The 25,248-nt window shown below is 58.5% G+C and carries 21 protein-coding genes and 2 pseudogenes; 7 read left to right on the top strand and 16 right to left on the bottom strand.

The window, feature by feature from the left end:
* Positions 1 to 4: 4 nt before the first annotated feature.
* Genes tagH through tssA form a run of 10 tightly spaced genes read right to left on the bottom strand, consistent with a single transcriptional unit; the run spans position 5 to position 12,309 of the window.
* A complete protein-coding gene (gene tagH / locus HU806_RS11000) occupies positions 5 to 1,189 on the bottom strand; it encodes a type VI secretion system-associated FHA domain protein TagH (RefSeq protein ID WP_186611398.1) in 1,185 nt (394 codons plus the stop codon).
* Positions 1,190 to 1,207: 18 nt separating this feature from the next.
* Positions 1,208 to 1,348: a type VI secretion protein gene (locus HU806_RS10995; RefSeq protein WP_186611397.1), complete on the bottom strand. Its 141-nt coding sequence runs from the start codon at positions 1,346 to 1,348 to the stop codon at positions 1,208 to 1,210.
* Positions 1,349 to 1,403: 55 nt separating this feature from the next.
* Positions 1,404 to 2,924: a sigma-54 interaction domain-containing protein gene (locus HU806_RS10990; protein WP_186611428.1), complete on the bottom strand. Its 1,521-nt coding sequence runs from the start codon at positions 2,922 to 2,924 to the stop codon at positions 1,404 to 1,406.
* Positions 2,925 to 2,929: 5 nt separating this feature from the next.
* Positions 2,930 to 5,515 (bottom strand): type VI secretion system ATPase TssH, encoded by a 2,586-nt coding sequence (gene tssH / locus HU806_RS10985; protein ID WP_186611396.1) that lies wholly within the window; start codon positions 5,513 to 5,515, stop codon positions 2,930 to 2,932.
* 1 nt (position 5,516) lies between these two features.
* A complete protein-coding gene (gene tssG, locus HU806_RS10980; protein WP_186611395.1) occupies positions 5,517 to 6,530 on the bottom strand; it encodes a type VI secretion system baseplate subunit TssG in 1,014 nt (337 codons plus the stop codon).
* Positions 6,494 to 8,281, bottom strand: a complete 1,788-nt coding sequence (gene tssF, locus HU806_RS10975; protein ID WP_186611394.1) for a type VI secretion system baseplate subunit TssF — start codon at positions 8,279 to 8,281, stop codon at positions 6,494 to 6,496. The genes tssG and tssF overlap by 37 nt, the downstream gene beginning before the upstream one ends.
* A 5-nt stretch (positions 8,282 to 8,286) precedes the next feature.
* On the bottom strand, positions 8,287 to 8,700 hold the full coding sequence (gene tssE / locus HU806_RS10970; RefSeq protein ID WP_186611393.1) for a type VI secretion system baseplate subunit TssE: 414 nt from the start codon (positions 8,698 to 8,700) through the stop codon (positions 8,287 to 8,289).
* 14 nt (positions 8,701 to 8,714) lie between these two features.
* Positions 8,715 to 10,190 (bottom strand): type VI secretion system contractile sheath large subunit, encoded by a 1,476-nt coding sequence (tssC, locus tag HU806_RS10965; protein WP_186611392.1) that lies wholly within the window; start codon positions 10,188 to 10,190, stop codon positions 8,715 to 8,717.
* Positions 10,191 to 10,215: 25 nt separating this feature from the next.
* Positions 10,216 to 10,719: a type VI secretion system contractile sheath small subunit gene (gene tssB, locus HU806_RS10960; RefSeq protein WP_186611391.1), complete on the bottom strand. Its 504-nt coding sequence runs from the start codon at positions 10,717 to 10,719 to the stop codon at positions 10,216 to 10,218.
* Positions 10,720 to 10,752: 33 nt separating this feature from the next.
* Entirely contained in the window at positions 10,753 to 12,309 is a 1,557-nt protein-coding gene (gene tssA, locus HU806_RS10955) for a type VI secretion system protein TssA (RefSeq protein WP_186611390.1), read from the bottom strand.
* 432 nt (positions 12,310 to 12,741) lie between these two features.
* Between tssA and HU806_RS10950 the strand changes: the two genes are divergently transcribed.
* From HU806_RS10950 to HU806_RS10935, 4 genes are read left to right on the top strand one after another with little or no spacing between them, the layout of a single operon-like run.
* On the top strand, positions 12,742 to 14,811 hold the full coding sequence (locus HU806_RS10950) for a type VI secretion system Vgr family protein (RefSeq protein WP_186611389.1): 2,070 nt from the start codon (positions 12,742 to 12,744) through the stop codon (positions 14,809 to 14,811).
* Positions 14,808 to 15,659 (top strand): DUF4123 domain-containing protein, encoded by an 852-nt coding sequence (locus HU806_RS10945; RefSeq protein ID WP_186611388.1) that lies wholly within the window; start codon positions 14,808 to 14,810, stop codon positions 15,657 to 15,659. Before HU806_RS10950 ends, HU806_RS10945 begins: the two co-directional genes overlap by 4 nt.
* The gene (locus tag HU806_RS10940; RefSeq protein WP_186611387.1) at positions 15,659 to 16,420 is read left to right on the top strand and encodes a hypothetical protein; all 762 of its coding nucleotides are present in this window, start codon (positions 15,659 to 15,661) and stop codon (positions 16,418 to 16,420) included. Before HU806_RS10945 ends, HU806_RS10940 begins: the two co-directional genes overlap by 1 nt.
* 13 nt (positions 16,421 to 16,433) lie before the next feature.
* On the top strand, positions 16,434 to 18,614 hold the full coding sequence (locus tag HU806_RS10935) for a Tle2 family T6SS lipase effector (protein WP_186611386.1): 2,181 nt from the start codon (positions 16,434 to 16,436) through the stop codon (positions 18,612 to 18,614).
* A gap of 31 nt (positions 18,615 to 18,645) precedes the next feature.
* Here the strand turns inward: HU806_RS10935 and HU806_RS10930 are convergent, their stop codons facing one another.
* The 3 genes and pseudogenes from HU806_RS10930 to HU806_RS10920 form a co-directional block, all read right to left on the bottom strand.
* A complete protein-coding gene (locus HU806_RS10930; RefSeq protein WP_186611385.1) occupies positions 18,646 to 19,179 on the bottom strand; it encodes a hypothetical protein in 534 nt (177 codons plus the stop codon).
* Positions 19,176 to 20,470 (bottom strand): annotated as a pseudogene (locus tag HU806_RS10925) (PAAR domain-containing protein). The gene HU806_RS10930 and the pseudogene HU806_RS10925 overlap by 4 nt, the downstream one beginning before the upstream one ends.
* Before the next feature lie 25 nt (positions 20,471 to 20,495).
* A complete protein-coding gene (locus tag HU806_RS10920) occupies positions 20,496 to 20,930 on the bottom strand; it encodes a DcrB-related protein (protein ID WP_186611384.1) in 435 nt (144 codons plus the stop codon).
* A 441-nt stretch (positions 20,931 to 21,371) separates the two neighbouring features.
* Between HU806_RS10920 and HU806_RS26475 the strand changes: the two are divergent.
* Positions 21,372 to 21,588 (top strand): annotated as a pseudogene (locus tag HU806_RS26475) (DUF6124 family protein); the annotation flags it as partial.
* Positions 21,589 to 21,692: 104 nt separating this feature from the next.
* Here the strand turns inward: HU806_RS26475 and HU806_RS10915 are convergent.
* The 3 genes from HU806_RS10915 to HU806_RS10905 form a co-directional block, all read right to left on the bottom strand.
* Entirely contained in the window at positions 21,693 to 21,968 is a 276-nt protein-coding gene (locus HU806_RS10915; protein WP_003213368.1) for an HU family DNA-binding protein, read from the bottom strand.
* 191 nt (positions 21,969 to 22,159) lie between these two features.
* A complete protein-coding gene (locus tag HU806_RS10910) occupies positions 22,160 to 23,308 on the bottom strand; it encodes an NAD(P)/FAD-dependent oxidoreductase (protein ID WP_186611383.1) in 1,149 nt (382 codons plus the stop codon).
* A gap of 23 nt (positions 23,309 to 23,331) precedes the next feature.
* Positions 23,332 to 23,499 carry a rubredoxin gene (locus HU806_RS10905; protein ID WP_186611382.1) on the bottom strand — a complete coding sequence of 56 codons (168 nt, stop codon included), beginning with the start codon at positions 23,497 to 23,499 and terminating at the stop codon, positions 23,332 to 23,334.
* 176 nt (positions 23,500 to 23,675) lie between these two features.
* Between HU806_RS10905 and HU806_RS10900 the strand changes: the two genes are divergently transcribed.
* Together HU806_RS10900 and ubiA are read left to right on the top strand one after the other, a co-directional pair.
* Positions 23,676 to 24,239: a chorismate lyase gene (locus HU806_RS10900; RefSeq protein WP_186611381.1), complete on the top strand. Its 564-nt coding sequence runs from the start codon at positions 23,676 to 23,678 to the stop codon at positions 24,237 to 24,239.
* Positions 24,239 to 25,129 (top strand): 4-hydroxybenzoate octaprenyltransferase, encoded by an 891-nt coding sequence (ubiA, locus tag HU806_RS10895; protein ID WP_186611380.1) that lies wholly within the window; start codon positions 24,239 to 24,241, stop codon positions 25,127 to 25,129. The genes HU806_RS10900 and ubiA overlap by 1 nt, the downstream gene beginning before the upstream one ends.
* The last annotated feature ends 119 nt before the right edge of the window (positions 25,130 to 25,248 follow it).

Genomic DNA, 25,248 nt, shown 5'->3' with positions numbered 1-25,248 from the left:
TACGTCATCCATGAGGGTCATGTTGCAGGGCGGAAATCAGGCGAACCTGTTCTTCATAAGCCTTAGCGAAATCCCGGGCCAGCAGGCGCTCGGTCCAGTCATCGTCTTGACACAACGCCTGATGATGGCGGCTATATGCTCGCCAGTACCGACCAGCGGTGTTGAGTAACCACCGCTTCTCTCGCTCCATGCGCAGAACTATCTGCCGGGGGGAAAAATGCTCCAACGTTGCGCGTAACGTGACGCGGCTGGCGCTAAGCAGGGCCAATTGATGGGCCTGGAGATCACGAAATGCACAGGTAATGACCTCGCTGGCCGTCGACTTGCCAGCCGTACTCGGCTGCAACAGCGTCTCCAAAGCGTCGTCGCGGTACTTCAACGGATTTCTCTGATTACCTTGAATGGGGGTCTGGGCGAGGTGTAGTTCGCACTTCAGGTCCGAGCGGGTACGCAGACTTTGCTGCAGGCCTTTGACGCTTTGCTTGAACAACAGCGCGACGTTGATTGCCAATGCTTTACGGTCCTGCTCATCCAGACCACTGAGATCCATATCCAATGACATACCGAAGCGCTGCCAGAACTCTTCGTCTATTGGCTTGGCTGTGTCCGACAGCGGAAATGGGGCTGGCTCGGCAACGGCTTCGACCAGTTCCGGCAAGAGCAGATTTTCCGTGTCGACCCGCGCCCGGTCAGAACGTCCCAAGGCATGCAAGGGCATCGCAAAGGGATCGATCAACTCATCTATTTCACTGAAAACACTCTCCTGCTGATCCAGGGCTCTCAGCGGGTCGAGATCAAGGAATGCATCGTCCGGAATGTGCTGACCCGCCGGTTCCGGACTGTTGGTCCCGGCACCGATCGTCATATCAACGACCAGCCGTGCTCGTAGCTCAAATCGGCCCATGATGTAGACATCACCGTCCTTGATCCGTATCGGCTCCCCCCTGGGAAGGCGCACTCCATTTTCACGGTTGGAGATGCCATTACCGCTGGTGTCGGTCAGGAAAAACATGCCTTCCCGGAAACTCACCTGTGCATGACGCTTGGACAGGAGGCGCTCACTGTCTGGAATGACCCAGTCGCAATCCTCACCCCGTCCAATGACGCCACCAGCCGGTCCGAAAGTCTGACGGCATAAATCAGGGGGAATGAATTGCTTGACCTTCAGCAGTTCAAAAACTATTTCCATCGATGGCGCTCCTTGCGGTCACTTGCCGCGATTGACCGCTTGCGGGTCACCCAGGGGGCGATAATCGCTGTCGGAAAATTTGAAGTTGCTGCTACAACCTCCGAGGCCGAACAACACGACGAAGGCCAGCAGGACGATTGGACATGAACGAGCAGGCATTCGAAGGCCCTCGAAAAATGGATGATGAAATCGGTACGGATGGAGATGGACAGGATCAATCCTTGGCATCCTTTCGGCGTATTTTCAGACGGCTCATTCGGTACTGCAGCGTGCGGCGCGGCAGACCAAGTTGGCGGGCAGCAATGGTCTGGTTGCCGTCGTTCTTGCGCAGGCAATCAATCACCAGGTTGCGTTCGATTTGCTCCATCTGTTCGCGAAGGCTTAAAGATCCCTGGTCGGGTGGTTTTTTGTTGTGCAGTGCAAAATGCTCTACCTGCAGCTCGCCGCCCTCGCACAAAAGCACGGCTCGTTCCACGATGCCTTTGAGTTCACGTATGTTTCCTGGAAAACCGTAATCAGTCAGATGAGCCAGTGCCGCGTCGGACCACCCCAAACGATCTCGTTGCAAGAGTGCACAAGCCTTTTCGGCAAAGTGTCGTGCCAACTCGGTAATGTCGGGGCCGCGCTGGCGTAGCGCTGGCAACTGGATCGGAAACTGTGCAAGGCGGTAGTAAAGGTCTTCGCGGAACTTACCCTCACTCATCAAGAGCTTCAGGTCCCGATGGGTGGCGGCAATGATGCGAACATCAATTTTATGCGTGTGGTTGGATCCCAACGGACGTACTTCACCTTCCTGCAAAACTCGAAGCAGCTTGGCCTGGAGAGATAAGGGCATATCGCCGATTTCATCGAGCAACAACGTGCCCTTGTCCGCCGCATCGAATAGTCCGGTGCGGTCTCGATCCGCACCAGTGAATGCCCCTTTGCGGTAACCGAACAGCTCGCTTTCGAGCAGATGCTCCGGGAGCGCCGCGCAGTTCTGGACGATAAACGCCTGGGAGCGACGGGGACCGTAATCATGGACAGCACGGGCCACCACTTCCTTGCCAGTGCCCGTCTCGCCACACAGCAGGACGGTGTAAGGACTGTTGATGACCTTACTGATCAAAAGACAGGCCTGGCGCATCGCCGCGCTCCTACCAATCAGTCCATAACCGGAAGCACTCGGGACGTTGTTTGCAATGGGCAGGTTTTCGCTGGCAGGCCGATGCTGACGTTGCAACAGATGAATCTGACTGAGCGCAAATGCCCCCAGTAGTCTCAAGGATTCAGCAAATCCGCAGAGGTCGATGTGCTTGACGCTGGCACAGAGCAACAGACCTTTGATGACGCCCGGTGCCGTGACAAGCGGCACGCACAGCAGTGACTGCCACGGCGCGGCGCTGACCGGTAGGAAACGCGTGTTGTGCAAGCTACCGCTCAACGCGTCAAGGCATACCACACGATCCTGGCATAGCGAAAACTGCAGCAACTGTTCATCGTAGTAATTGCAAGGCAGGCTGGCCAGATCACGAAATTGCAACCGACCCTCAAGGCACTCACTGTTGATTTCGAGACTAGGCCCCGTGGCGTCCAGCAAATACAACTGAGCCAGCTCACAACCGCTTAGCCGCGCCGCGCCCTGGACGAAGTCTCCGAGCAACGTCGCATCGTCAACTGATCTCGAAAGATTGGAAAGCTGTCCCAACAAGGCTTCGGCATACGCCAGCGGTTGCGACACATGAGCCAAAAGCATGCTCATCAAGCAAACTCACAGGCTACGCGAGCCTGGTCATCCAGAGTGGCGTGTACATGCCGCGGTTGTTCGCCGACCTCCATGGCGGCCAGCAAGCCATCGGCCAACCAAGGCATCAAATGCAAATCGAGCAGGTGGTCAATGAACCGCGCGCCACTTTCACTTCGAGTGCAGCGCTCGACCAGGTGGTCCACAAGTCGCACGCAGAAACTGAAGCCCAACTGCCGACGCTTCAACCGTTCGCCCAAACGCCCCAACTTCAGTTCTACCAGCTCGCGCAATACATCGCCGCTTACGGGGTAGTACGGCACCACACACATACGCGCCAGGAGTGCAGGCTTGAAATGCCTGGAGAGCAGAGGCCGAATAGCCTCTTCAAGGCGCTCGGCACTCGGTCGTGCGTCGTTCTGGCACAATTTGCTGATGCATTCGCTGCCCAGATTCGACGTCATCAGAATCAGCGTGTTGCGAAAATCGATCTCCCGCCCTTCGCCGTCATTGGCCAGGCCCTTATCAAAGATCTGGTAGAACAGATTCAGCACATCCGGGTCGGCCTTTTCGACCTCATCGAGCAAGATGACTGAATAGGGTCGCTGTCGAACAGCTTCGGTGAGCATGCCGCCCTCGCCGAAGCCAACATAGCCTGGCGGCGCGCCTATCAGCCGCGAAACGGTATGTTTCTCCTGAAACTCGGCCATGTTGAGCGTTGTGATGAAGCGATCACCCCCATAAAGCAGGTCAGCCAGGGCCAACGCCGTTTCGGTCTTGCCGACGCCGCTGGGCCCTACCAGCAGAAACACGCCCGCAGGAGCCTCGGGTTTGTTCAAGCCAGCTGCAGCCGCACGCATCGCTCGATCAAGCGCCTGCACGGCCGGTTCCTGGCCTCTGATGCGAGTACGCAAATCAGCCGCGAAACGCGTGATTTTTATGTTGTGCTCGCAAGCCAGCTGAGCCAATGGTATGCCCGTCCAGGCATTGATCACTTCGGCCACCAGACGCGGGCACACCTCAAAGCTGACCAGGCGTTCCTTGGCCTGTGCAATCACCAATTCGCCGTAGGTTTCGTGCAACGCCGCGTCCAGCGTTTCGACCTCCTGAGGAAACTCTGTCCTGTTTTCCCGCGCCGCAGCCAATTGCCGACGCAGCGATAGCAGGCGCTCGGCCAGAATTCGTTGTTCAGTCCATTGAGCTTCCAGCGCGAGGCGCTCCTCCTCAGTGGTTGCCAATTGCACCTGCAGCGCCTGCAAAGCCTGAAGATCAATCGACAAGCCCGCTGTCGCATCACGACGCAACGCCTGAAGCTGCCGCTCGCCTTCGACCAGCTCTGCGCGCATGCGCTCAAGGCGTTTCGGAGCGACGGCAAGGCTGATACGCACGCGAGCACAGGCGGTATCAAGCACATCGATAGCCTTGTCTGGCAGCTGGCGACCGGCCAAATAGCGAGCCGATAGTTGCGCCGCCGCGACCACGGCATCATCGCGCAAATAGATACCGTGGCTCGCCTCATAGGTCTGGGCCAGACCACGCAGGATGGTCACCGCTTCACTGACAGTCGGTTCGTGCAATTGCACCGGCTGGAAACGGCGGGCAAGAGCAGGGTCCTTCTCGAAATATTTCTTGTACTCGGTCCAAGTGGTAGCTGCGATAGTGCGCAGTTCGCCCCTCGCCAAAGCTGGCTTGAGCAGGTTAGCCGCATCAGAACCGCCGGCGGCGCCACCCGCGCCGATCAACGTGTGGGCTTCGTCGATGAATAGAATAGTGCTATTGGCCGCGGTCCTGACCCCATCGATCACTCCTTTGAGACGACGTTCGAATTCCCCTTTGATACTGGCGCCGGCCTGCAGGAGGCCCATGTCCAACGAAAGGATCTCCACCCCCTCGAGCCCGGACGGGACTTCTCCGGCGGCGATGCGCAAGGCCAACCCCTCGACGATGGCAGTCTTGCCGACCCCGGCTTCACCGACCACTATCGGATTGTTTTTGCGGCGTCGAGAGAGGATATCGATCATCTGCCTGATTTCCCCGTCCCGACAAAGCACCGGGTCCAGCTTTCCGTCACGGGCCTGCTGGGTAAGGTTGTGGGTGAAGCGTTCCAAAAGCGACTCGGTCGGGACAGCGAGATGTCCTACCCCCGGCTGAACCTGTCGTGACAAGGCGAATTCTTTCAATCGTTCTATGTTCAAACGGGCAAGCACGGGCTGGTAACGAGTGCCTGCATGGCGAGCCGGGTTACTCAACAGCGCCAGAATCAAAGCGGCCTCAGTGACCGTGCTCTGAGCCAGTTCTAGGTTGGCCGACAAAAGCGCATCCTGCAGCCATTGGATCAACTCAGGGGCAAATACCGGACTACGTGAACTTTCATGTTCCGTCCGTGGCTGCAGAGTAGCGGTCAGCTCACTTGTGCTTACCCCTGCATCTTGCAAGGCGCGTCCAAGCAGGCCATTGCCACGCTCGAGTAGGCTTAGCAACAGGTCTTCAATCAGGATCTTGTTCGCACCACGATCCACGCATCGCTCGGCCGAGCGCTCCAAGTCGCTTCGTGTATCAGCATCAAGCGTCTGGATAAGCTGCTGGAGGTCTATGTTGATCATGTCATTGGTTCCTGATGATGTTACTGCCAAGAATCACCACGCCATCGGCGTGTTCATGCCCCAGCCAACTGGTCCACCCCAAGCGGCAGGTGTTTCGTTCCCCGATGCTTAGCTCCGGTATTTCCTCCTGTCGCAAGACCAGGCGAATGTCATATTCGAGGGGATCGCGCAGGATAAATCGCACCAATGCGCACAGTGGCTGGTAACCCACGCCGATCGGCAGAAACTCATGAAAACGCCGCCAATCCAGCGCACCGATGTGAATCCGGAATTTGCCGCTGCGATCACGAACCCGTTCGCCCAGCACCAAGTCTTCGCTCAACAAACTGTTGGAGCTTCCCAAACAACTGCGCTGCTCGCCCAGAATGTTCACCCGGCGCTCGACGCACTGTTCGAGGTTGAGCTCGGGGTGCTTGAAGTAATAACGCAGTACCGCTTCTATCAAGGCCGCCGAGTGAGCCCGCAGGCTCAACAGGCCGAGGTAGGGCAGCAGCCGCTTCCAGTTCAGTTGAGTGGCCTTGCGTATGTCTTCGCCCCTCAGGCCTATCAGGGCGAACAGTTGCTCGGAAAACGGGTCCCGGGCGCCATTTTGAAAACTGGCGCAATAACGGTATTTGCGCCAGATCGGTAGCATCAGCCGTTGCAGCCGATGATGAAGAAGATCAAGGAATTGGCGAGTCGGATTATCATCCCCCTCACTCAATGCTTGCTCTACGTAGAACGCCGGTAATGGTGATCCCGTGCCTACCAGGCTGATCAGATTCAGGCTCAGACGAGCTCGCGTCTGCCCATGCTCCTCAAAAAACACCACCCGCTCGATATCGCTGGCAGGAAATCCAAGACTCGGATTAGCCTGGAACTCCAACAGGTCGTAGAGTGCTTCGTCGTCCAGGTGGGGATGGGCCTCGCGCAGCCGATCTATAATCAGCAACACCGCCTGAAACAACGAGTATTCGCGTATACCCTTCGTCAGCGCGCTTAAAGAAGCGGCTGCTGTCCCATGCGGGGTAACCATTGGTACACCTCTCCCTGTGTGCTGTTCACCCGCAACTCGTGGTACGAATTGAGACTGGCATAGAGCGAAAAAAACTCGTTGAGAACGGAAGCGAAGACGAACAGGTCGCCTTCGCCGATATATCCCTGCGGGTCGATTGTCAGCTCCGTACATAACCCCCGAACCGGCAGGCCACGATGGAGCCGATCGACATGGCGATGTCTGATCGACTTGAGGCTATCCAGCAGACGCTTGCTGACCTTCTCCGTCTGTTCGTCGTAGTAGCGCGGAAAATCGTAGGTTTCGAGTATCACCTTGAGCGCGCTGACGTCAGCCAGTGACAGATAGTTGAGCGACATGTTGCTGACGAGCTTCCAAAGGAAATCTCGATCCAATGGAGGTGCATAGCTTGGGGTGACTACCCCGATGTTGCGAAAGCCGAGCGATTCCGCGCTTTTTTCGCCTTGCTGGTTGATATCACCCGGCTTGAGCAGGCACGGCAAGTTTCGGTTGGTGCACACCAGTTCAATCGACAGAGTTTCGTGCGCCGGGTTGTCCCGGACGCCAAAGCCCAGGCATGTATCCAGCCCTCCGTGAAGAAGCGATGGGCGCTGTCGAACACTGTAATAAGCGCGATTACCTGGCACGTCGAAACTGGAGTCGTGTTCAAAAGACTCAAATGGCACATAGGCTCGGTACCCCAAGCCACCGGGGTTCCAGCCGGTGACACTTTCAACCGAAAACACGCCGCAGTGCGCCGGTTCGTATTGAGCGGGCAGCAGCAGATATTCATCCTGTTTTCCATCCAGGCGAATCGGCTGGGCGTCATGCTTGAACAGATTGACTATAGGCGTGCAGTAGAGCTTCACGTTATCCAGCGTGGGACGCAGCCGTTGGGCGCCGCCCTTGCGAATATCAAAGCGCAGCTCAAACCCGCGCATTTGTTTCAGGGTGTCTTGAGGTACAACATTGAGCACGTCCAGGCCGTTAACGTCGACGAAGAGGAACTTGTCCTGAAAAGCAAAGTACTCTTGTAGATAGCGATATCCACGAAAGGTGTTCAGCGGATACGGAACCAAAGCCTCCTCTTCGGCAAACCCGACCGGCTCGACTTGCTTGGCTGCGATCCTGAACTTCATGGGGCTGCCATCCGAAGTGCTCACGGGCCGACCGTCGCCATCCAGTGGTACCAGCTCGATATTGTCCAGATTGCGTATCAAATTCAGATACAACATCTGGCTGATGTAACGCTCTCCGGCGAAATGCAGCCGCAAACGGCTCAGCTGAAGTTCACCAAGATGGCCGTCGCATTGCATCTGCAAACGCAGGCTTAGCAGAGAACCGTCGCCCTTTACCGAATGACTGAGCCCGGTCAGAACCAGTGACATCACCTCGGTCGGATAACACGTACGGAATTTGCAGCGCACCTCCTGGATCGGCTTACTCTCGACCGGCGTATCACGCTCTACCCGCAGCGCGGGCCCCGTTCGCTGCAGCGGCTCGAACTGGAGGATGCTGAAAGCCGGTAACGGCCGCATATAGTTCGGCCACAGCAGTTGCATCAAGGAATGGCTAAGCTCCGGCAATTCGTCATCTAGCTTCTGGCGTAGACGCCCCGTCAGGAAAGCCACTCCTTCCAACAATCGCTCCACATCGGGATCACGCCCAGCCTGCCCCAGATACGGTGCCAGGGCCGGATTGCGCTCGGCAAAACGCTGGCCCAACTGGCGAAGCGCGGTGAGTTCGCTCTGGTAGTAATGATTGAACGACATGACGGCTATCCCTGACTGACCTTGATTTGCCCACTGCCATCCAGGCATGCGGAAAAACTTACCTGCCGCTTGAGACCTTCTATCTTCAGCAAGGCGTCGATGCTGAAGGACAGACGAAGCGGATCGGCACGATTCGGCATTACGGTGACGCACACATTGCTCAACCGCGGCTCGTAAGCCTCGATAAACATCTGGATTGCATAACGGGCTTGGCTACGGGCGTCATGCAGACTCAGGCGCATATCGTTCAGGTCTGGCAATCCGTAATCGGACGCCGTCTGCACGCTACCTGCACGGGTGCTAAGCATCTTCGCCAGATGGGCAGCCACGGAAGCCACCCCACATGCCTCTCGACTCATGCCCGCACGTGTTTCGATATCGCCATTCAAACGCTCGAAAAGGCTGCCATAGCCAGTCATGGGTCAGGCTCCGCTCACGCCTTGTCCAGCTTGCCAACCAGCGATAATGTGAAGTCGGCACCCATGTATTTGAAGTGCGGGCGCACGTTCAGGCTGACGCGATACCAACCGGGCTCCCCTTCCACATCAGTGACAACGATTTGGGCAGCACGCAGGGGCCGGCGACCGCGGACCTCGGCACTTGGATTCTCCTGATCGGCAACGTATTGGCGAATCCACTTGTTAAGTTGCAGTTCCAGATCCGTACGTTCTTTCCACGAACCGAGCTGCTCGCGCTGTAGCACTTTCACGTAATGGGCCAAGCGGTTAACGATCATCATGTACGGCAGTTGGGTTCCGAGCTTGTAGTTCAGCTCGTTCACCTTGCCTTCAGCACTGATGCCGAAGAACTTCGGCTTCTGTACAGAACTGGCGGAAAAAAACGCCGCGTTATCGCTGCCTTTGCGCATGGTCAACGAGATGAAGCCTTCTTCGGCCAACTCGTACTCACGCCGATCGGAGATCAATACTTCGGTTGGAATCTTGGTTTCGATTTCACCCATGCTCTCGAAGTGGTGCAGCGGCAAATCTTCAACTGCGCCTCCACTCTGGGGGCCGACGATGTTCGGACACCAGCGAAACTTGGCAAAGCTATCGGTAAGGCGGGTCCCGAACGCATAGGCGGTGTTGCCCCACAGGTAATGTTCATGACTGTTGGCGACAGTCTCCTTATAGACGAACGACTTGACCGGGTTCTCTTGCGGATCATAAGGACTTCGCAAGAGGAATCGCGGCACGGTCAGACCGATATAGCGAGCGTCTTCCGACTGCCGGAAGCTCTGCCATTTGGCGAAGTGCGGGCCTTCGAAGTGGTCCTTCAGGTCCTTGAGATCCGGCAAGCCCGCGAAACTTTCCAGGCCAAAGAATTCCGGGCCGGCTGCGGCAATGAATGGCGCATGAGACATGCAGGCCACGCTGGATACGTACCGCATCAGCTTCACGTCAGGCGAGCTTGGGGACATGAAGTAGTTCGCGACAATCGCACCCACAGGTTGCCCGCCGAACTGACCGTATTCGGCGGTATAGATGTGTTTGTATAGGCCCGACTGCATGATTTCTGGCGAGTCTTCGAAGTCATCCAGCAAATCGCCTTTGGAAATGTTGAGCATCTCAACCTTGATGTTCTCGCGAAAATCGGTGCGATCGACCAGCAACTGCAGACCGCGCCACGCTGACTCCAGCGCCTGGAAGTCTGAATGGTGAAGGATCTCGTCAACCTGACGACTGAGCTTGACGTCGATCTCGGCGATCATGCGATCGACCATGGCCTTTTTTACTGGCTCGCCGCTGTTTTGCGGCTTGAGAAGCTCTTCGATAAAGGCTGACACGCCACGCCTGGCAATGTCGTAAGCGTCGTCCTCAGGCGTCAGGCGCGTTTGAGCAATGATGCTTTCCAGAATGCCATGCTCGCCGTTCTCTCGGTTCTGTTGATGCGCTACTAGGGTATTCATGCATTGTCTTCCTTGGCTTAGAGAGTCAAACGGCCGGGGTTGGGGCCGTCAGGCCCAGCTCTTCCAGTACGCGACTGCGGGATTCATCGTTGGCAAGCACGCTTTCGATAGCTTTACGAAACGCCGGTGCATTGCCCAACGGCCCTTTGAGAGCGACTAACGCGTCGCGCAGCTCCATCAATCTTCTAAGTTCAGGCACTTGCTCGACCAAGCTTGCGGGGTTGAAATCCCTCATCGAGTTCAACCGCAATTGCACGGCGAGCTCCTCGGTGTCGCCTCCTTCCTGAAGACGGTTCGGGACGCTGAGGACCAAGCTAAGCTCTTGCTTGGCCAGCACCTCGTCGAAGGTCATCTTGTCGATGCTGATAGGTTTGCGATCTTCAAACTTGCGTTCGTCCTGACGGTGTAGGTAATCGCCGATCGCCATCAGTTTGAGCGGCAGCTCAATCTCCTCCTGAACACCGCCTGTAGCGGGTTTGAAGGTGACGTTAATGCGTTCTTTTGGGGCAACAGAGCCTTCTTTGGCCATGACTTTCCTTCCTTACAATGGTGGCCTACAGGCCTATTCGATTACCCGTTCGAGATCGAGATGACACAACCTGCGGTAGGTTTCATCCTTGCACTCACGCACGACGTGGTTCTGAGGCAATAATTCGCAACATCGATACAACAGATGCAGCACCTGCAATGCGAGGTCGGGTTCCCATGCATTCAAGCCCGCGTCCTGTAGCGTTTGGTCGAGCACTTCGAGCTGAACTTTGGCGACTTCGTATTTCTTGGCGGAGAAGCACAAACGTGCCATCGCGAACCGCCAAAGGAAGCGAGCGCGCCCACCGTCGGTGTTGCGCATTTCTTGCTTGAGAAACCGGACCGCAGGCTTGAGACCGTCCCTGCGCACGCTCAATTGAGCTTCTTCCAAAGCTCGCTCCCATGGCGCATGGCTATCGATGACGTCGGCATGGGGCGTAGGGTCGGGGGCTCCCAGACGAGGCATGACCTGGGCAGCGATCCACGCCCGGGTGGACGGATCGGCGAACGGCTCGCCGTCATGCCAACGCAATTCGATCACACTCGGTAGGCGTTGGATGAATAATGCAAAATGCGTTTCCACTTCGCGCATGGCCAGTTCTGCACCCAGCCCTTGCAGGCACTCCCAGGCAAGCCTTTGACCGTCGAACCAGAAAGGCGCCTTCGCCAGGCTGGCCTCGATTTCTACCAGCAGATCCGCGTAGTTGCCTTGCTTGAGGCCTTCCTGATAAGCCTTGAGCCTGTCCCCAGGAAGCCCACGCAACAGGGTGATCTGCTCGGCGTTGCGCTCGGGCACAGCGTCAACCCCAAGCCATAGCAAGGTCCGACTCAGGCGCAGCGCTCGGGGGTCGGTTGCTTTTTGCTTGAGCCACCACGTGCACAACGGACGAGCATTATCCTGCTGGGCCCGTAGCGCCTTGTGGGCATCCTTTTCATTTTCGATCGGGGCGCCCGGGTTGAACAGCTGGGTCGCGGCTTGTCTGACCTGAGCGACCACCGTCCCGACAGCGCCGGACTGCGGCTGATTTTCGCTGGCGTGCTGCACCTGTTTCCTGAGACGCCGGCACAGCGGCAGTAACAGAGGTGCGTCATCGCCCAGATGAGCGGTGCAGGCAGCGTCCAGTTCTTCGAGGTGTTCCGCCAGATCCCGGAACAAGGTCAACTGCTTTGGTATCGCGACATGATTGCCCAGCGCCGCCTCCAGCCGCGGCACGAGCCAATGGAGGCTGGCTGCGCGGGTACGAACCTTGGCCGGGTGGAGCTCAAGCCAGTGACTCTTGCAGAGATACCGCAAGAGACCCAGCCCAGCGAGCAGCCCAAGAAAGGATTCACGCTGATATAACGCCCACGTCAGCCATGCCGCCACTCGCAAATCTTTCGACTGGGTGCGCAACAAGGCTTCACTTTGCTCAAGGACCTTCAACCAATCGACTTGGCTGTTTTCATGTATCGATTGGGCTTTGCCGAGCTCGCTCTCCAGGGCTTCGTACTCATCCGAAAAACGCACGTCCGCACCCGCAAAGCTCTGGCCGGAGACCGGAGATTTGGCGAGCGACAGATAATGTGCGGAAAGTTTTTCGGAATACGACATTTACAGCCTTCAATAGGTGCTTGGGTGTTATGACTCAGTTGATTGCGAAAACCAGAAATAGAATTCGCTGTGACTTGTAGGAAGTTTCGTTCAATACCAACAACGGTTTCAGACGAGGCATCGACCCACAGCTTTTCATCCGACGGAAAGCATGCCGCGTTTAAAAAAATAAAAATGTAGGACTTTTCTCTAAATACGAAACCAATCTGAAAAACAGGCAAAGCCATAAGAATTTTTTACTTGCACAGAACCGCTACTATTTTTTGCCAACCCTGCATATACCCTCCCAACATAGAATCGATTCAAATCGTTTCTTCCTATCAACGATAAAGAACGCTCTTACATACTCTTCTTTTTTCGCCTGGAGGCGCATCAAACCTCCCACGGCTTGCTTCAATAGATCAGGAGCCCAGCAGAAGCAAGGTACAAAACATGCCCCCTCTGAATGATTTACCGCGTTTACATCTGAAGATACCGGACCTTGGGCATGATCTTCAGGTATTGAAGTTTGAAGGCAACGAAGCGATCAGCGCCCCTTATCAATTCGATGTGGACCTCGTCAGTGAACAAAAAAACATCACGCTTGAGCACCTCTTACATAAACAAGCTTTCCTTGTTTTTGATCACCAGGGTCGCGGCATCCATGGGCAGATTCATCGGGTAGCCCAATACGACTCTGGCAAGCGCCTGTCCCATTACAGCGTGCAGTTGGTTCCCAGGTTGGCTTATCTGCAATACCGCACCAATCAACGCATCTTCCAGCAAACCAGCGTTCCACAGATCATTGCGACGATTCTCAAAGAGCACGGCATCCTTGGCGATGCACACCGCTTCCTGTTGAACTCTCGTTATCCGCCACGCGAGTACTGCGCACAGTACAACGAGTCAGACTTGGGTTTCATCGCGCGGCTATGTGAAGAAGAAGGTCTTCACTACCATTTCCAGCACAGCGAGTCTGGCCATCAGTTGGTGTTTGGCGATGACCAGACCGTGTTTCCAAGGCTCGGCCGCCCTACCCCCTATAAGCAAGGCAGCGGTCTGGTCGGCGAAGAGCCAGTGATCCAGCACTTCAATGTACGGCTGGAAACCCGAACCAGTCGGGTCACTCGCCGCGATTACGATTTTCAGAAAGCGACAATTGCCCTCGAACAGAAATACCAGCCAGCCATTGAAAAAATCCTTCCGGACCTGGAGGCCTACGATTACCCCGGTGGCTTTAACCAGGAAGAGCGCGGCAAGTTGTTGAGTCGGCGAGCGCTGGAACGCCATCGCTCCGATTATTGCCAAGTCGAGGGCACGAGTGACCAGCCGGAATTGGTAACCGGCCACTTCCTGACGCTGAGTGAACACCCGCGCCAGGAATGGAATGACCTTTGGCTGCTGACTGAAGTGCACCATCAAGGCAGGCAGCCACAAGTGCTTGAGGAAGGCATGGGCGGCGATGCCGAACCTCCAGGGGCGCGCAACCAAGGCTACCGGAACCGCTTCGTCGCCACGCCATGGGATGCGATTTTTCGTCCCCGTCGGCTTCATGAAAAGCCGCGGATAACCGGTAGCCAGACGGCGATCGTCACCGGTCCGGAAGGCGAAGAGATTTATTGCGACCCGTTTGGTCGCGTGAAGGTCAGGTTCTTTTGGGATCGCGCAGGACAGGTTAATGAGCGCAGCAGTTGCTGGCTGCGGGTTGCGTCCAACTGGGCCGGTAACAGCTACGGCGCGGTCACGATCCCGAGGGTGGGCATGGAAGTCCTGGTGACGTTCATGGAAGGCGACCCCGACAAACCCTTGATCAGCGGATGCCTGACCAACAGCGCCAATCCTGCGCCTTATCCGCTGCCCGCCCACAAGACTCGAACAGTGTTTCGTTCGCGCAGTTCCCCTGGTGGCAAGGGCTTCAATGAGCTGCAGCTGGAGGACCGGGCCGGACAAGAGCTTATTTACCTCCGAGCCCAGCGCGACATGGAGCAAAGAATCGAGCATGACAGCCGACTGGAGATTGGCAACGAGCGTCGGGAAACGATCAAGGGAAACAGCATTTCCGAGCTGCAGGCCAATGAACATCGGACCATCGCTGCTGATCGCATCGTCCAGGTCAAGGGCAACGACCAGCTGCACACCACCAACCGCCGCAGTTACTCCGACCAGACGCTGGCCATTGAGGCCGGCCAGCAAGTGCATATCAAGGCGGGTGCCCATGTGGTCCTCGAAGCAGGTGCAACCCTCAGTTTGAGTGCCGGGGGCGAGCATATCGTCATCGGTCATGGCGGCATCTTCAGCAGCAGCGAAATCCAGCTGGGCGGCGCCCCGTTGTCGGGTCCGCGTGCCGCGTCGCTCAACCCGGAGCGGGTCGCCCCCCTGTCCACGTGGCTGAACCTGCCACCCACCTTCGCCCCCACTCAACGCGCCCTCATGACGGCCAGCAAGGCCGCAGGATCAGATTTTTGCCCCCTGTGCGACGCCTGTCGCGAGGGCGTCTGCACAACGGAGGCCACTACCGTATGAGCGACTCACTGCCGCAGCAATGGTTGTTCGAACAACAACGCCTCGGGCACGCCTTGTGCGTCGTCCTGGATTCAGAGAACGAACAGCCGATGCGCCAAGCGCTGCTCAAAAACAGCCAGTTCGACTGTTACCTGAGCGTTTATAGCCAAACCCCGCTTGCCGACCTCAGCGAGGTTGGGCCCTTCGTCTTCACCTTCGATAACCCCCACGATAAAAACATCAACGAACTGCTTGGCCGGCCGGCCACTCATTGGGGGTGGCTGGCCAGCCTTCCCAAAGGCCACCTACCGAAGCTGGTCGAGCACTGGCGTGAGCGGTTGATCATTGGTCAACGCCCTGATCAGGCGGTGTATCGATTCCAGGACGGTCGAGTGTTAGCCCGGGCGCTCAAACACTTGCCCGTCGAGATGCATGCCGCCTATCTCGGGCCAGCGGCCAGCGTTTGCTACTGGCAAGGCGCTCGTTGGGAGCGCGTCGATAATCCAAATCCAGGAGTACATCCGGTCCCGGAGACGCCGTTTTGGTTGCAGGTGCCAATACCCGAACAGCAAGCGCGGGAAATCCGGCGGGGCAACGCACACCGTTTCTTGCTGGCAGAGCACCTGGACGCCTACGTCAAACTGGCTGAGCACCAGGATCCGGACGCCTGGCTGCGCGCCACACTCGACCAGGCAGAAGCCTGGAACTGGCTGGCGCCCGAGCCACTGGCATTTCTGTTGATTAAAAGCCTGCAGGTGCCAGCTCGAACACTGACGCCGCAATGGCAAGTGTGCGGAGGAGAAAGCCCCGAGGAACATTATGATCGGGTGCGGCTGATGGCGGATGTCTGGCAAGGCAACACGCCGTGATGAAACAAATCTTACGGATCGCTACCCTGGGCTATTGCCTGGCGATGTCGGCTGGATGCGCCGATAAACAGCCCGACACATTTACATTTACAGCTGACTTGCCGCCTGGCTTTGCCTATAAGGCAGTGGTGCGTTACGTCCCCGCCCCAGGGGAAACCTGCACCGTTGGGAAGAAGGACAACTTGGCGCCGGTGTTCAAGAGCAATCACTCGCCCGTTGCCGAAATCCCGATCCGCAGGACCCGCAAAGGCTGTCCGTTGGTGGTCAGCCGGATCGAACTCGAGCTCAGCTCTATCTATGGTCCGCATTGGCTCGATTCCAGTCGCGATTCCGCCAACGTGGTGATCCGTGATCAGTTGGAAGAGCAGTACAAAGGCCCTTTCAACGAAGCGGGTGAAAGCACTTTTTACGGCCAATGTCAGTGGCTGTTCCGCACTTCGGGAGCCCAACGACGCATCGTAAAACTCCTCGACTGCAAAAAAACCAACCCACAGGGCGACGTCGGAGATGGTCGGCCTTTTTCGGCGTACACCCTTGATCAGCTGCCGGGGAAAACGGTGCGGATAAAGATCAAGTTGGCAAGCGAGGAAAGACCCGCCATTCGTGACACCTGGGTGAAAGTGCCTAACGGTTGGAAACGCTGCATGGGGGACAACTTCGAAGATCATTACGGCTTCTGCTACGGCAATTACAACGATTTCAGCGGTTTTCATATGCCGGACGGAGAGCCGTGCACCATTTACCCAGGCTGCACCGAATAAGGAAGTTTATTGCATGACGCTGTCTAAAACGGAATTGGCCCCACTCCTGAGCAGCCGTGTTTTCGCCTGCCCGGTAGCAGGCAAATGGACCAGTTTTCAGTTGGTGGATGAGTCTGGCGCGGGCGAGCCTTATGCATGGCTGGCCTATGTCGTCACCGATTCGGAAGGGCAAACGTACCGCGGCAATCTTGATGCCTCAGGCACAGGCAAGGTTGACGATCACTTCGCTGGACCGATTGCCTTGTATTTTGACCAGGACTATAGAGGAGTTGAAAAGGCCTATTCGTTGCTACAATCGCGGCCCCATTACCCACTCAAAATAACTGAACTTCAAGTCCGCGCCGAGAAAACCCGCTACCTGAACGACAACGCCACCCGCACCCGGGAACCCCCCGCCCAAGCCTGCGCCGGTCAATTCTTTCAGGTGGAGGTACGCGACTTGGTCAAGCATGTCGCCCACCTGCCGCCGCAGGTCTACCGGCATTACCCGCCCAACCAGGGCGCGGCACGGCTCATGGGCGAGTTTGGCAAGGTTGGCGTGACGCTGGCGTCTCGAAGGCATACCGTGCTGGAAGTACGACCGCTGCGGGCTTTGCGGCCCATGCTGTCCCTGGACCCGGAGTTCTGCGCGCTCAACCTGTACCAGCTGGCCCTGATGGCGACCTTGAGTTACTGCCCTTTCGGCCAGGAGCCTGGTCAGGCGCCGATAAACACGCCGGTGAGCTTCCCCGAGCAACCGAGCGTGGGCAATTGGTTCGGAGATGCATTGGCCAAGAGCGAGGAACTCTGGAGGGTAGACCCGGGACAAACAAAATCCTATTACCCGCTGTATGAAGACGTGCCCTACTCCAAACGGTTGGAAATCGTACCGTTCGATCCCGCTCTTTACCCGGTGAATAATCCGGAATTGGGAACGAAGCAGGAGCATCCCGCGCAGATTCATTTTCTCGATGACACGGCAGATGAAGAAAGCACCGACACCCAGGCCTTCATCACTCACAGCGACGAAGTAATCCTGATTGCGGTACGCGGCACTGCGCAGATGCTCGCCGACGGCCTGCGTGACGCCGATGCGCTCCAGGTCCCGTTTGAAGAAGGTCTCGGCAAGGTGCACCAAGGATTTTATGGGGCAGCTAAAATAGCCGCGGCTTTCGTGATTGATTATCTGGAACGGTTTTATGCCGGCCAGAAACTGCTGATCTGCGGTCATAGCCTGGGCGGCGCAGCGGCCTTGCTGCTCGCTGAGATGCTGCGTCTAAGGAAGGGATTTAATTACAACATCCAGCTCTACACCTACGGCGCCCCTCGCGCCGCCGATGCCTCCTTCGTCAAGAACGCCGAGCCCCTGGTGCACTACCGCATGGTCAATCACAACGACCCGGTACCCAGCGTACCGGGCAGTTGGATGGATACCAAGACGAGTGTCTATGGCACAGGCCTGACGCTAGCGTTCGCCAACGTACCGGTCGGTTTCTCTGTGTTCGTGGCCGGCATCTACAACTGGACGGGCGAGCCCTACGAACACCACGGCACCTTGCGGCATTTCCTGCCTGTGGAGTTCAGTCGTCGGGAGCAATCGTCGATCCTGTGGACGCCAGGGTGCGACACTCTCACGCAGCACGCTGCCTGCGAGATTGCCTTGCAGCACAGACGTGGCTTGCCGGATCGTCCGGGTTTCCTGGCCCAATTCTTCCAGGCCGGCAACCATCTCATGACTTCCAGCTATGTTCCCGCCTGCTGGGCGACCCTGCGCCGATGGCAGGAAGCACAAGAATCCAGCAGCACCCTGGTGACTCAACGCGAATATGAGCGCATAGAAGATGCGCTGGCACAGGTCACCCAGCAGTTGCGCAACGAACGTCGTCACATGTTGGCGCGCCCAGATGCCTACGTGCGCACCCATCAATCGATCATCGATGCGCTCAATCGCGAAGTCGACAAGGTACATGCCACCCGCGCTCGTCTGACAGCGCTGAGTACTTTGCTGGTCACCGCCAAGGACGTTTACGGAAGCCTGTCGGAACACTTCGAACTAGCGCTGAACCTGAGCCGCTGGCAAGCACATCCAGAGAACCGCGTGGCCGAGCAACTGGCTATCGCACCGGCTGCGGATGTTGATACCGAACTGATCCACGGCGCCCACGGCTACGTCATTGGCAAGCCCTATACGCTGGATATCGATTCGATCATTTGACTGCAAGCCAACCGCTACGCCGCCCAATGAATCAAATATTCCCCGGCACAAAGTCCGGCCCACCCAACTTGTCCCGCACCATCACCGCCGAACGCATCAGCGGCGTCCACATGCCGTCCGAGCTGTTCCACGCCGCGCCGGCCCAGCGGGTGTCGGCGACCAGTTCAGCCTTGTGGTTTTCCAGCAGTCGCTTGAGCGCTACGGCGACGCTGCCCATGTCCACGTCGAACAGATCGCCATACGGGCCGAGCGGCTGCTGGCGCTGTTTGTCCTGGCAGAAACGGTAATACCAGACCCAGTCGGCGGCGATGTAGATCGCCCGCGTGCGGTCTGGGTACGTCGCCAGCATCGTCAGCAGGGCCGCCACGAAACGCGGGGGAAAAGTCGCGTCGTGGGTCTGGCGCCAGTACGGCATGATCAGTTGGTCGAACGCGGCCACGACGTTTTGTGGCTCGTCGTTGTCAGTCTTGGCTTCGAGAAAGTAGAACGGCTCGCCCACCAGGAATTTGTCCAACTCGTCATTGGCCAGCGCCAACAGCAGCACGTTGTCTTGCGGATTACTCATGGGATTCTCACAACGTCTTGGGCCTTCATCAGTGCGTTGATGTCATTGCCGTGGAAGATCGGTACGTTGTCCAGCACCGCTTCGCGCATGCCGCCCGGATGGGTCAGGCCACCGGGGCGCCAGAGCGAGTTCACGCCGCCTTCGTTACCGGTCGGCATCAGCACCTTGGGTTTGTCCAGGCTCAGCATGTAGATGTCCTTGCCCACCAGCGATCCCGGATCGTACCCCAGGGCTGACTCCAGCACCGAAACGTCGCCGGTTTTCTTGTACTCGGTCACCACCGCGCTGAGGTCGGACTTTGCCATGACGAATTTGTTCGGGTTGAACGAACCATATTTCGGGTTGGCGATGTCGTCGGTGGTGAAGAGGAAACTGCCGCCCTCGTCCTCGAAGGTCTTGAGGTGCTTGTCGATATACGGACCTTCAAGGTAGTCGCTCGGTGGCGGCCGACTGCCCTTGGGAATCGCCATGATATCGGCTTCGGTGGTGCCCGGCTTGTATGCCGCGGCGCGAGGTTTGGGCGCCGCGCCGAGGCGGGCCATCTTCGGCCCCAGCCCCAGCAGTGCCATACCCGCGATGCCCTGGAGCAAGTCGCGATAGCCCGGCCCGAGGCGATCACCCAGATCGCCCAGCAAGGCCATGCCGCCCATCATGGCGCCGCCAATCACCACGAAGCCTGCGAACGCCGCCGCGCCGGCCATCGCCGCCAGTACAGCCGCCGCGCCCATGGCGACCAGCCCCAAAGCTTCGAGGCCGGTGTGCAGCCACCCTTCGATGTCGAGGACAAACGCAACCGAGACCGTCGGCCCGCCAATAAACGTATTGGGGCTGCCGGTCTTGATGTGGGCGCCGCAGACCATTTTGCTCTGCAAGCGCGCCGCTGGCTTGCCGTTGATATAGACGGTGGCGCTGCCCTCGGCGATCAGCACCGGGAACGGCCAGATCGGATGGTTCATCGGCAGGCCCGTACACCCCGCCGACATGTCGACGCCGGCACGCATGGCGTTGCGCCGGTTGATGTGGACGTTGAGGCTGCCCATGATCAACGCGCCCGTCGTAGGCTCGGGCAAGTTGAAAATGGTGTTCAGGCCTTTGAGAATCTGGAACATCGACAAGCCGCCGGCGGCAATCGAGCCCGCCATGATCGCCAGCGCCACACCCCCGGTCGCGACCGTCGCCGCCACCACCGCCGCGCCGATCAACGCACCGGCAACGCGCCCGCCACCATCGCGGCGACACCGAAACCGTGGGCTATTTCGTCGCCGAGGCGCGCAGCGGCCAGCATATCCATTGCGTGAGGGTCTTCCGGAGATTGATCAGGCGGTCGCGGACAAAACCTTGAAGGAATGCATGGCGGCCTTCCAGGCGGGTTCGTGATGCACCAGATCACCCGGCGTCGTGGTCAACGTGGTGATCAGCCCTACGGGTTGGCGATCGATGAACACCTGGCGCAGCATCAGCTCTCGCCCTTCGCGCTGCCAGGTGTAATCGAGCAGCACGGCGGCATGTTCGTGGAGGAAAAAATCCCAACGCTTGATCAGCTTGAACCCAGGCAGTTGCTGCTCGGCACTCGCCAGTTGTTGATCGACATAATCGTTGAACGGCGTATCGCCTCGGCTCGGGTCGCGACTGATGACGAAACTGGCTTCCTTGGCGCCGCCGACGGCTGGCAACTTGAAGATGTTGATGCTCTGGTCCTGCCAGGTGTCAGGGATGTCGAAATCGGCTTCGTGGAGGCGATAGAGCGTCATGATCCGGGTCGTTTTCCAGGCAAGAGGGAGGCTGAACGAGCGGCAGATCTTCAAGCAATGGATGGTAACAATCAAGGTGCCTGAAGAGGCCGTTTTCGAGGCCATGACGCCGGTCTCAATTTTGCCGCCCGAGTTCCACCAGCAACCCCGGATCCGTGGCGAGGGAGCTTGCTCCCGCTGGGTGGCAAAGCCGCCCCAAAAAGGCCCGGCGCGTTCCTACAGACAAACCGCATCAACCGGCCTACGACGGCTGCGCCGCCGAGCGGGAGCAAGCTCCCTCGCCACGAATCGGGGGCATCCGTCAGAACAAAATTCATCCTGAGTCTCCCTCTTCCGCCAAGCTACGCATCCTTGCGCCTTTACCTACAACTACGCCAGAATCCGCTGGCTTGTGCGCCTTGCCCCCGGGGCCTATCGTCTTCCTGAAAGCCCGAAGAACCCCCTCAACCCGGCCAGCTGTTCACCGTCGTACAAGACATGGACAACGAATGCCTACTGGCCAACCTCAGCGAAACCCTGGCCTCCGCTGACGCGATGGTCAGCACCCTGGCCTTCGACCTGGATGGCGCACCGCCACTTTCTCCTAGGCATCCAGCAACTGATCGAGCTGAGTTCGTTACTGGCGAACCGAGTGTTGAACAACGTCGATCCGCGCTAACCGCTGCGCCACGGTTTATCCAAGGCGCAAAAAAAGGCATATCGATTCATCGGTATGCCTTTTTTGTCGCCGCTTTCTTCCCTCGACCGAGGTACTCGCCGCAATTACGGGTTAACGCTGTCCTTCAACGACTTGCCTGGCTTGAACGCAACGGTGTTGCTGGCCTTGATCTTCACTGGCTCGCCGGTTTGTGGGTTTTTGCCGGTGCGGGCGCCGCGGTGGCGTTGCAGGAAGGTGCCGAAGCCGACGAGCGTGACGCTGTCCTTGCGATGCAGGGCGCCGGTGATTTCTTCGAGGACGGCGTTGAGGACGCGGTTGGCTTGTTCTTTGGTGAGGTCCGCTTTTTCCGCGATAGCGGCAGCGAGTTCTGGTTTACGCATGAATGAAGCCCCTTTGACGGTTTTTTTGTTGTTATGTCCGTGCTGTTCTCTTCGGAACAGCCCCTAAGGCGCCGCAGGCTCTACTCTGCGGCAGACGGGAGTGAGGATGGCACGGGGCCGTAACCGGCGCCAGTGTCCGGCGGGCCTTTGTCGCTTCAAAAGCACGGTATATCCGACAGAACGACCGGCATTTACGCCAGCAGGGCCGGAAGCTGCTTGTTCAGCGCCAGTTTCTCCATCACCGCCGCACCGGTCAGGGCGTAGCCCAGCAGGTTGCCTTGGGCGTCGCGGCACAGGGCCTTGATGTCGGCGCCCTGCCCTTCGACGCTCCACACGCCTTCGCTGCCCCGTGGCGGCGGAGAAACCACCAACGGGCACACCGGCGTCTTCACGGTAATCGGCATGGCGCCGTAGCTGACAGCGGTCGGGTTTGCGGCCAGGGTTTGGGCCAAGGCTCGGGCGCAGCTCATCAGCGGCATGACGTAGAGCAGGTTCAGGCCATCGACTTCGGCGCAGTCGCCCAGGGCGTAGATATTGGCGTGGGACGTTTTCAGGTGACGATCAACCACCACGCCGCGATTGACCACCAGCCCGGCGGCCGCCGCCAGGTCAATGCGTGGGCGCAGGCCGATGGCCGAGACCACGAGATCGCAGGCGATCACTTGGCCGTCCGACAGGTGCGCCTCCAATCCGTCGGCCACCCGTTGCAGGCGATTGAGCACCGGCCCCAGGTGGAAACGCGCGCCAAGGCTTTCCAGTCCGGCCTGTACCGCTGCGGCGGCGGCTGGGTGCAACAGCGTCGGCATGACTTGTTCGCATGGCGCTACCAGCTGCACTTCGTAGCCGCCCAGGATCAGGTCGTTGGCGAATTCGCAGCCGATCAGACCGGCGCCTAGCAGCAGCACCCGGCGCTTACCAGCGGCGGCGGCCCGAAAGCGGGCGTAGTCTTCGAGGTCGTTGATGGGGAAGATCAAGTCCGCCGCGTCGCCCTGTACCGGCACGCGCACGGTTTCGGCGCCCCAGGCCAGGACCAGGTCGCGATAACTCACCGCTTCCTCGCCGATCCACAGGCGCTTGTGGCCTGGGTCAATGCCGCTGATGCGCGTGTGGGTGCGGACCTCTGCCTTGAGCTGCTCGGCCATGGCGCCTGGCTCGGCCATGCTCAGGCCGTCGGCATCTTTATTCTTGCCGAAGCCCGTGGAGAGCATCGGCTTGGAGTAGGAACGACCATCGTCCGCGGTAATCAGCAGCAACGGGGTTTCGCTGTCGAGCTTGCGAAACTCCCGGGCCAGGTTGTAGCCAGCCAGGCCGGTACCGACGATGACGACAGGTGCGCTCATGTTGCTCTCCACTTGAGAAACGATCAGTTGATTTCGATCATCTCGAAATCCATTTTGCCGACGCCGCAATCTGGGCACAGCCAGTCTTCCGGCACGTCTTGCCACAAAGTGCCGGGCGCGATGCCGTCGTCCGGCCAGCCTTCAGCTTCGTTGTAGATCAGGCCGCAGACAACACATTGCCACTTCTTCATTCCAATACTTCCTCAAGATGTCAGGCCTTGGCTGGTATTTTCCAGCTCAGGGCGGTTTTGTACTGATCGTTCGCTACAGATGCAAGCAGGATCCGCGCGGCGGCGGGTCCGCTCAGTCAAATCCAATGACCGACATGGTAAGCTCGCGGCCTCATTTGCTGCCAATCAAGACCTCTGTGCCGCCGACAAATTCGATATTTCCTACACTCCAATGGCTGCCCCAGCACCTGCTGTCGCCCCGTCCAGATGCCTGCGTGCTGGACTGGCTGTTCGACGACGGATCCTTGACCCGACGCCTGACCGGCCTGTCGGACGAGCATTTCAGCGTGACGCCGTTGTTCGAGGGCTGGCAGCCGTTGCGCGCCGACGAATGTGCCGCGCTGGATCTGGCCGAGGGCAGCGAGGGTTGGGTGCGCGAGGTGTACCTGCGCGGCCACGGCGAGCCTTGGGTATTTGCCCGTAGCGTGGCGGCCCGCAGCGCCTTGCAGGGCGACGGTTTGCAAATGGACGAACTCGGTAGCCGCTCCCTGGGTGAGCTGCTGTTTTGCGACCAGGCGTTCCAGCGCCGGGCTATCGAGGTGTGTCACTACCCCAGCGAATGGTTGCCGCCCGAGGTTCGCGCCAGCGCGCTGTGGGGCCGTCGCTCGCGTTTCGATCGCGGTACGCTGAGCGTACTGGTGGCGGAGATTTTCCTGCCGCGCCTGTGGACCGTCGCCCGCGCCTATTCGGAGAACTGCTGATGTACGTGCAATTGCTCAAATCCTTGAACCGCCTGAACCCGCGGGCCTGGGACTTCGTGCAACTGACCCGCATGGACAAGCCCATCGGCATCTATCTGCTGCTGTGGCCAACATTGTGGGCGCTGTGGATTGCCGGCGAAGGCTCGCCTTCCCTGGCCAACATCGTGATTTTCGTGATCGGCGTGGTGCTGACCCGCGCCGGCGGTTGCGTGATCAACGACTGGGCCGATCGCAAGGTGGACGGCCACGTCAAGCGCACCGAACAGCGCCCGCTGGTGAGCGGCAAGATCAGCTCGAAAGAAGCGCTGGTGTTCTTCGCGGTGCTGATGGGCGTGAGTTTCCTGCTGGTGCTGTGCACCAATGCGCCAACGATCCTGTTGTCCTTGGGCGGCTTGGCCCTGGCGTTCAGTTATCCGTTCATGAAGCGCTACACCTATTACCCGCAAGTGGTTTTGGGCGCGGCGTTTTCCTGGGGCATGCCGATGGCGTTCACCGCCGAAACCGGCCATCTGCCGGCCGCCGCGTGGTTGCTGTACATCGCCAACCTGCTGTGGACGGTGGGCTACGACACTTACTACGCAATGACCGACCGGGACGATGACCTGAAGATCGGCGTGAAGTCCACGGCCATCCTGTTTGGCGATGCCGACCGGGCGATCATTCTGACGCTGCAAGGCCTGGCGCTGGGTTGCCTGTTGCTGGCTGGGTCTCAATTCAAGCTGGGCGGCTGGTTCCATCTGGGGCTGGTGGCCGCTGCCGCGTGCTTTGCCTGGGAGTTCTGGTACACCCGTGGCAAGGACCGGATGCGCTGTTTCAAGGCGTTTTTGCACAACCACTGGGCCGGGTTGGCGATTTTCGTTGGGATTGTGCTGGATTACGGGTTGCGGTGAGTTCTGTGGCCGAGCGCTGGGTTTGGGATGAAGAAGAACCCTGTGGCGAGGGAGCTTGCTCCCGCTGGGCTGCGAAGCGGCCCCAAAAATCTTGCGGTCGCTGCGCAACCGAGCGGGAG

It is taken from the genome of Pseudomonas sp. SWRI154 (genome assembly GCF_014268645.1).
Lineage (GTDB): Bacteria > Pseudomonadota > Gammaproteobacteria > Pseudomonadales > Pseudomonadaceae > Aquipseudomonas > Aquipseudomonas marvdashtae.
The sequence above is the reverse complement of the archived record's forward strand: the minus strand, read 5'-3'. Positions and strand labels throughout refer to the sequence as shown.

Coding starts and splice junctions, on each gene's coding strand:
- HU806_RS10920 (WP_186611384.1), bottom strand. CDS start 20,930: ATGACGCTCTATCGCCTCCACGAAGCCGATTTCGACATCCCTGACACC.
- HU806_RS10950 (WP_186611389.1), top strand. CDS start 12,742: ATGCCCCCTCTGAATGATTTACCGCGTTTACATCTGAAGATACCGGAC.
- ubiA (WP_186611380.1), top strand. CDS start 24,239: ATGTACGTGCAATTGCTCAAATCCTTGAACCGCCTGAACCCGCGGGCC.
- HU806_RS10935 (WP_186611386.1), top strand. CDS start 16,434: ATGACGCTGTCTAAAACGGAATTGGCCCCACTCCTGAGCAGCCGTGTT.
- tssH (WP_186611396.1), bottom strand. CDS start 5,515: ATGATCAACATAGACCTCCAGCAGCTTATCCAGACGCTTGATGCTGAT.
- tssG (WP_186611395.1), bottom strand. CDS start 6,530: ATGGTTACCCCGCATGGGACAGCAGCCGCTTCTTTAAGCGCGCTGACG.
- tssB (WP_186611391.1), bottom strand. CDS start 10,719: ATGGCCAAAGAAGGCTCTGTTGCCCCAAAAGAACGCATTAACGTCACC.
- tssE (WP_186611393.1), bottom strand. CDS start 8,700: ATGACTGGCTATGGCAGCCTTTTCGAGCGTTTGAATGGCGATATCGAA.
- tssC (WP_186611392.1), bottom strand. CDS start 10,190: ATGAATACCCTAGTAGCGCATCAACAGAACCGAGAGAACGGCGAGCAT.
- HU806_RS10915 (WP_003213368.1), bottom strand. CDS start 21,968: ATGCGTAAACCAGAACTCGCTGCCGCTATCGCGGAAAAAGCGGACCTC.
- tagH (WP_186611398.1), bottom strand. CDS start 1,189: ATGGAAATAGTTTTTGAACTGCTGAAGGTCAAGCAATTCATTCCCCCT.
- tssF (WP_186611394.1), bottom strand. CDS start 8,281: ATGTCGTTCAATCATTACTACCAGAGCGAACTCACCGCGCTTCGCCAG.
- HU806_RS10945 (WP_186611388.1), top strand. CDS start 14,808: ATGAGCGACTCACTGCCGCAGCAATGGTTGTTCGAACAACAACGCCTC.
- HU806_RS10905 (WP_186611382.1), bottom strand. CDS start 23,499: ATGAAGAAGTGGCAATGTGTTGTCTGCGGCCTGATCTACAACGAAGCT.
- HU806_RS10930 (WP_186611385.1), bottom strand. CDS start 19,179: ATGAGTAATCCGCAAGACAACGTGCTGCTGTTGGCGCTGGCCAATGAC.
- HU806_RS10910 (WP_186611383.1), bottom strand. CDS start 23,308: ATGAGCGCACCTGTCGTCATCGTCGGTACCGGCCTGGCTGGCTACAAC.
- HU806_RS10990 (WP_186611428.1), bottom strand. CDS start 2,924: ATGCTTTTGGCTCATGTGTCGCAACCGCTGGCGTATGCCGAAGCCTTG.
- HU806_RS10940 (WP_186611387.1), top strand. CDS start 15,659: ATGAAACAAATCTTACGGATCGCTACCCTGGGCTATTGCCTGGCGATG.
- tssA (WP_186611390.1), bottom strand. CDS start 12,309: ATGTCGTATTCCGAAAAACTTTCCGCACATTATCTGTCGCTCGCCAAA.
- HU806_RS10995 (WP_186611397.1), bottom strand. CDS start 1,348: ATGCCTGCTCGTTCATGTCCAATCGTCCTGCTGGCCTTCGTCGTGTTG.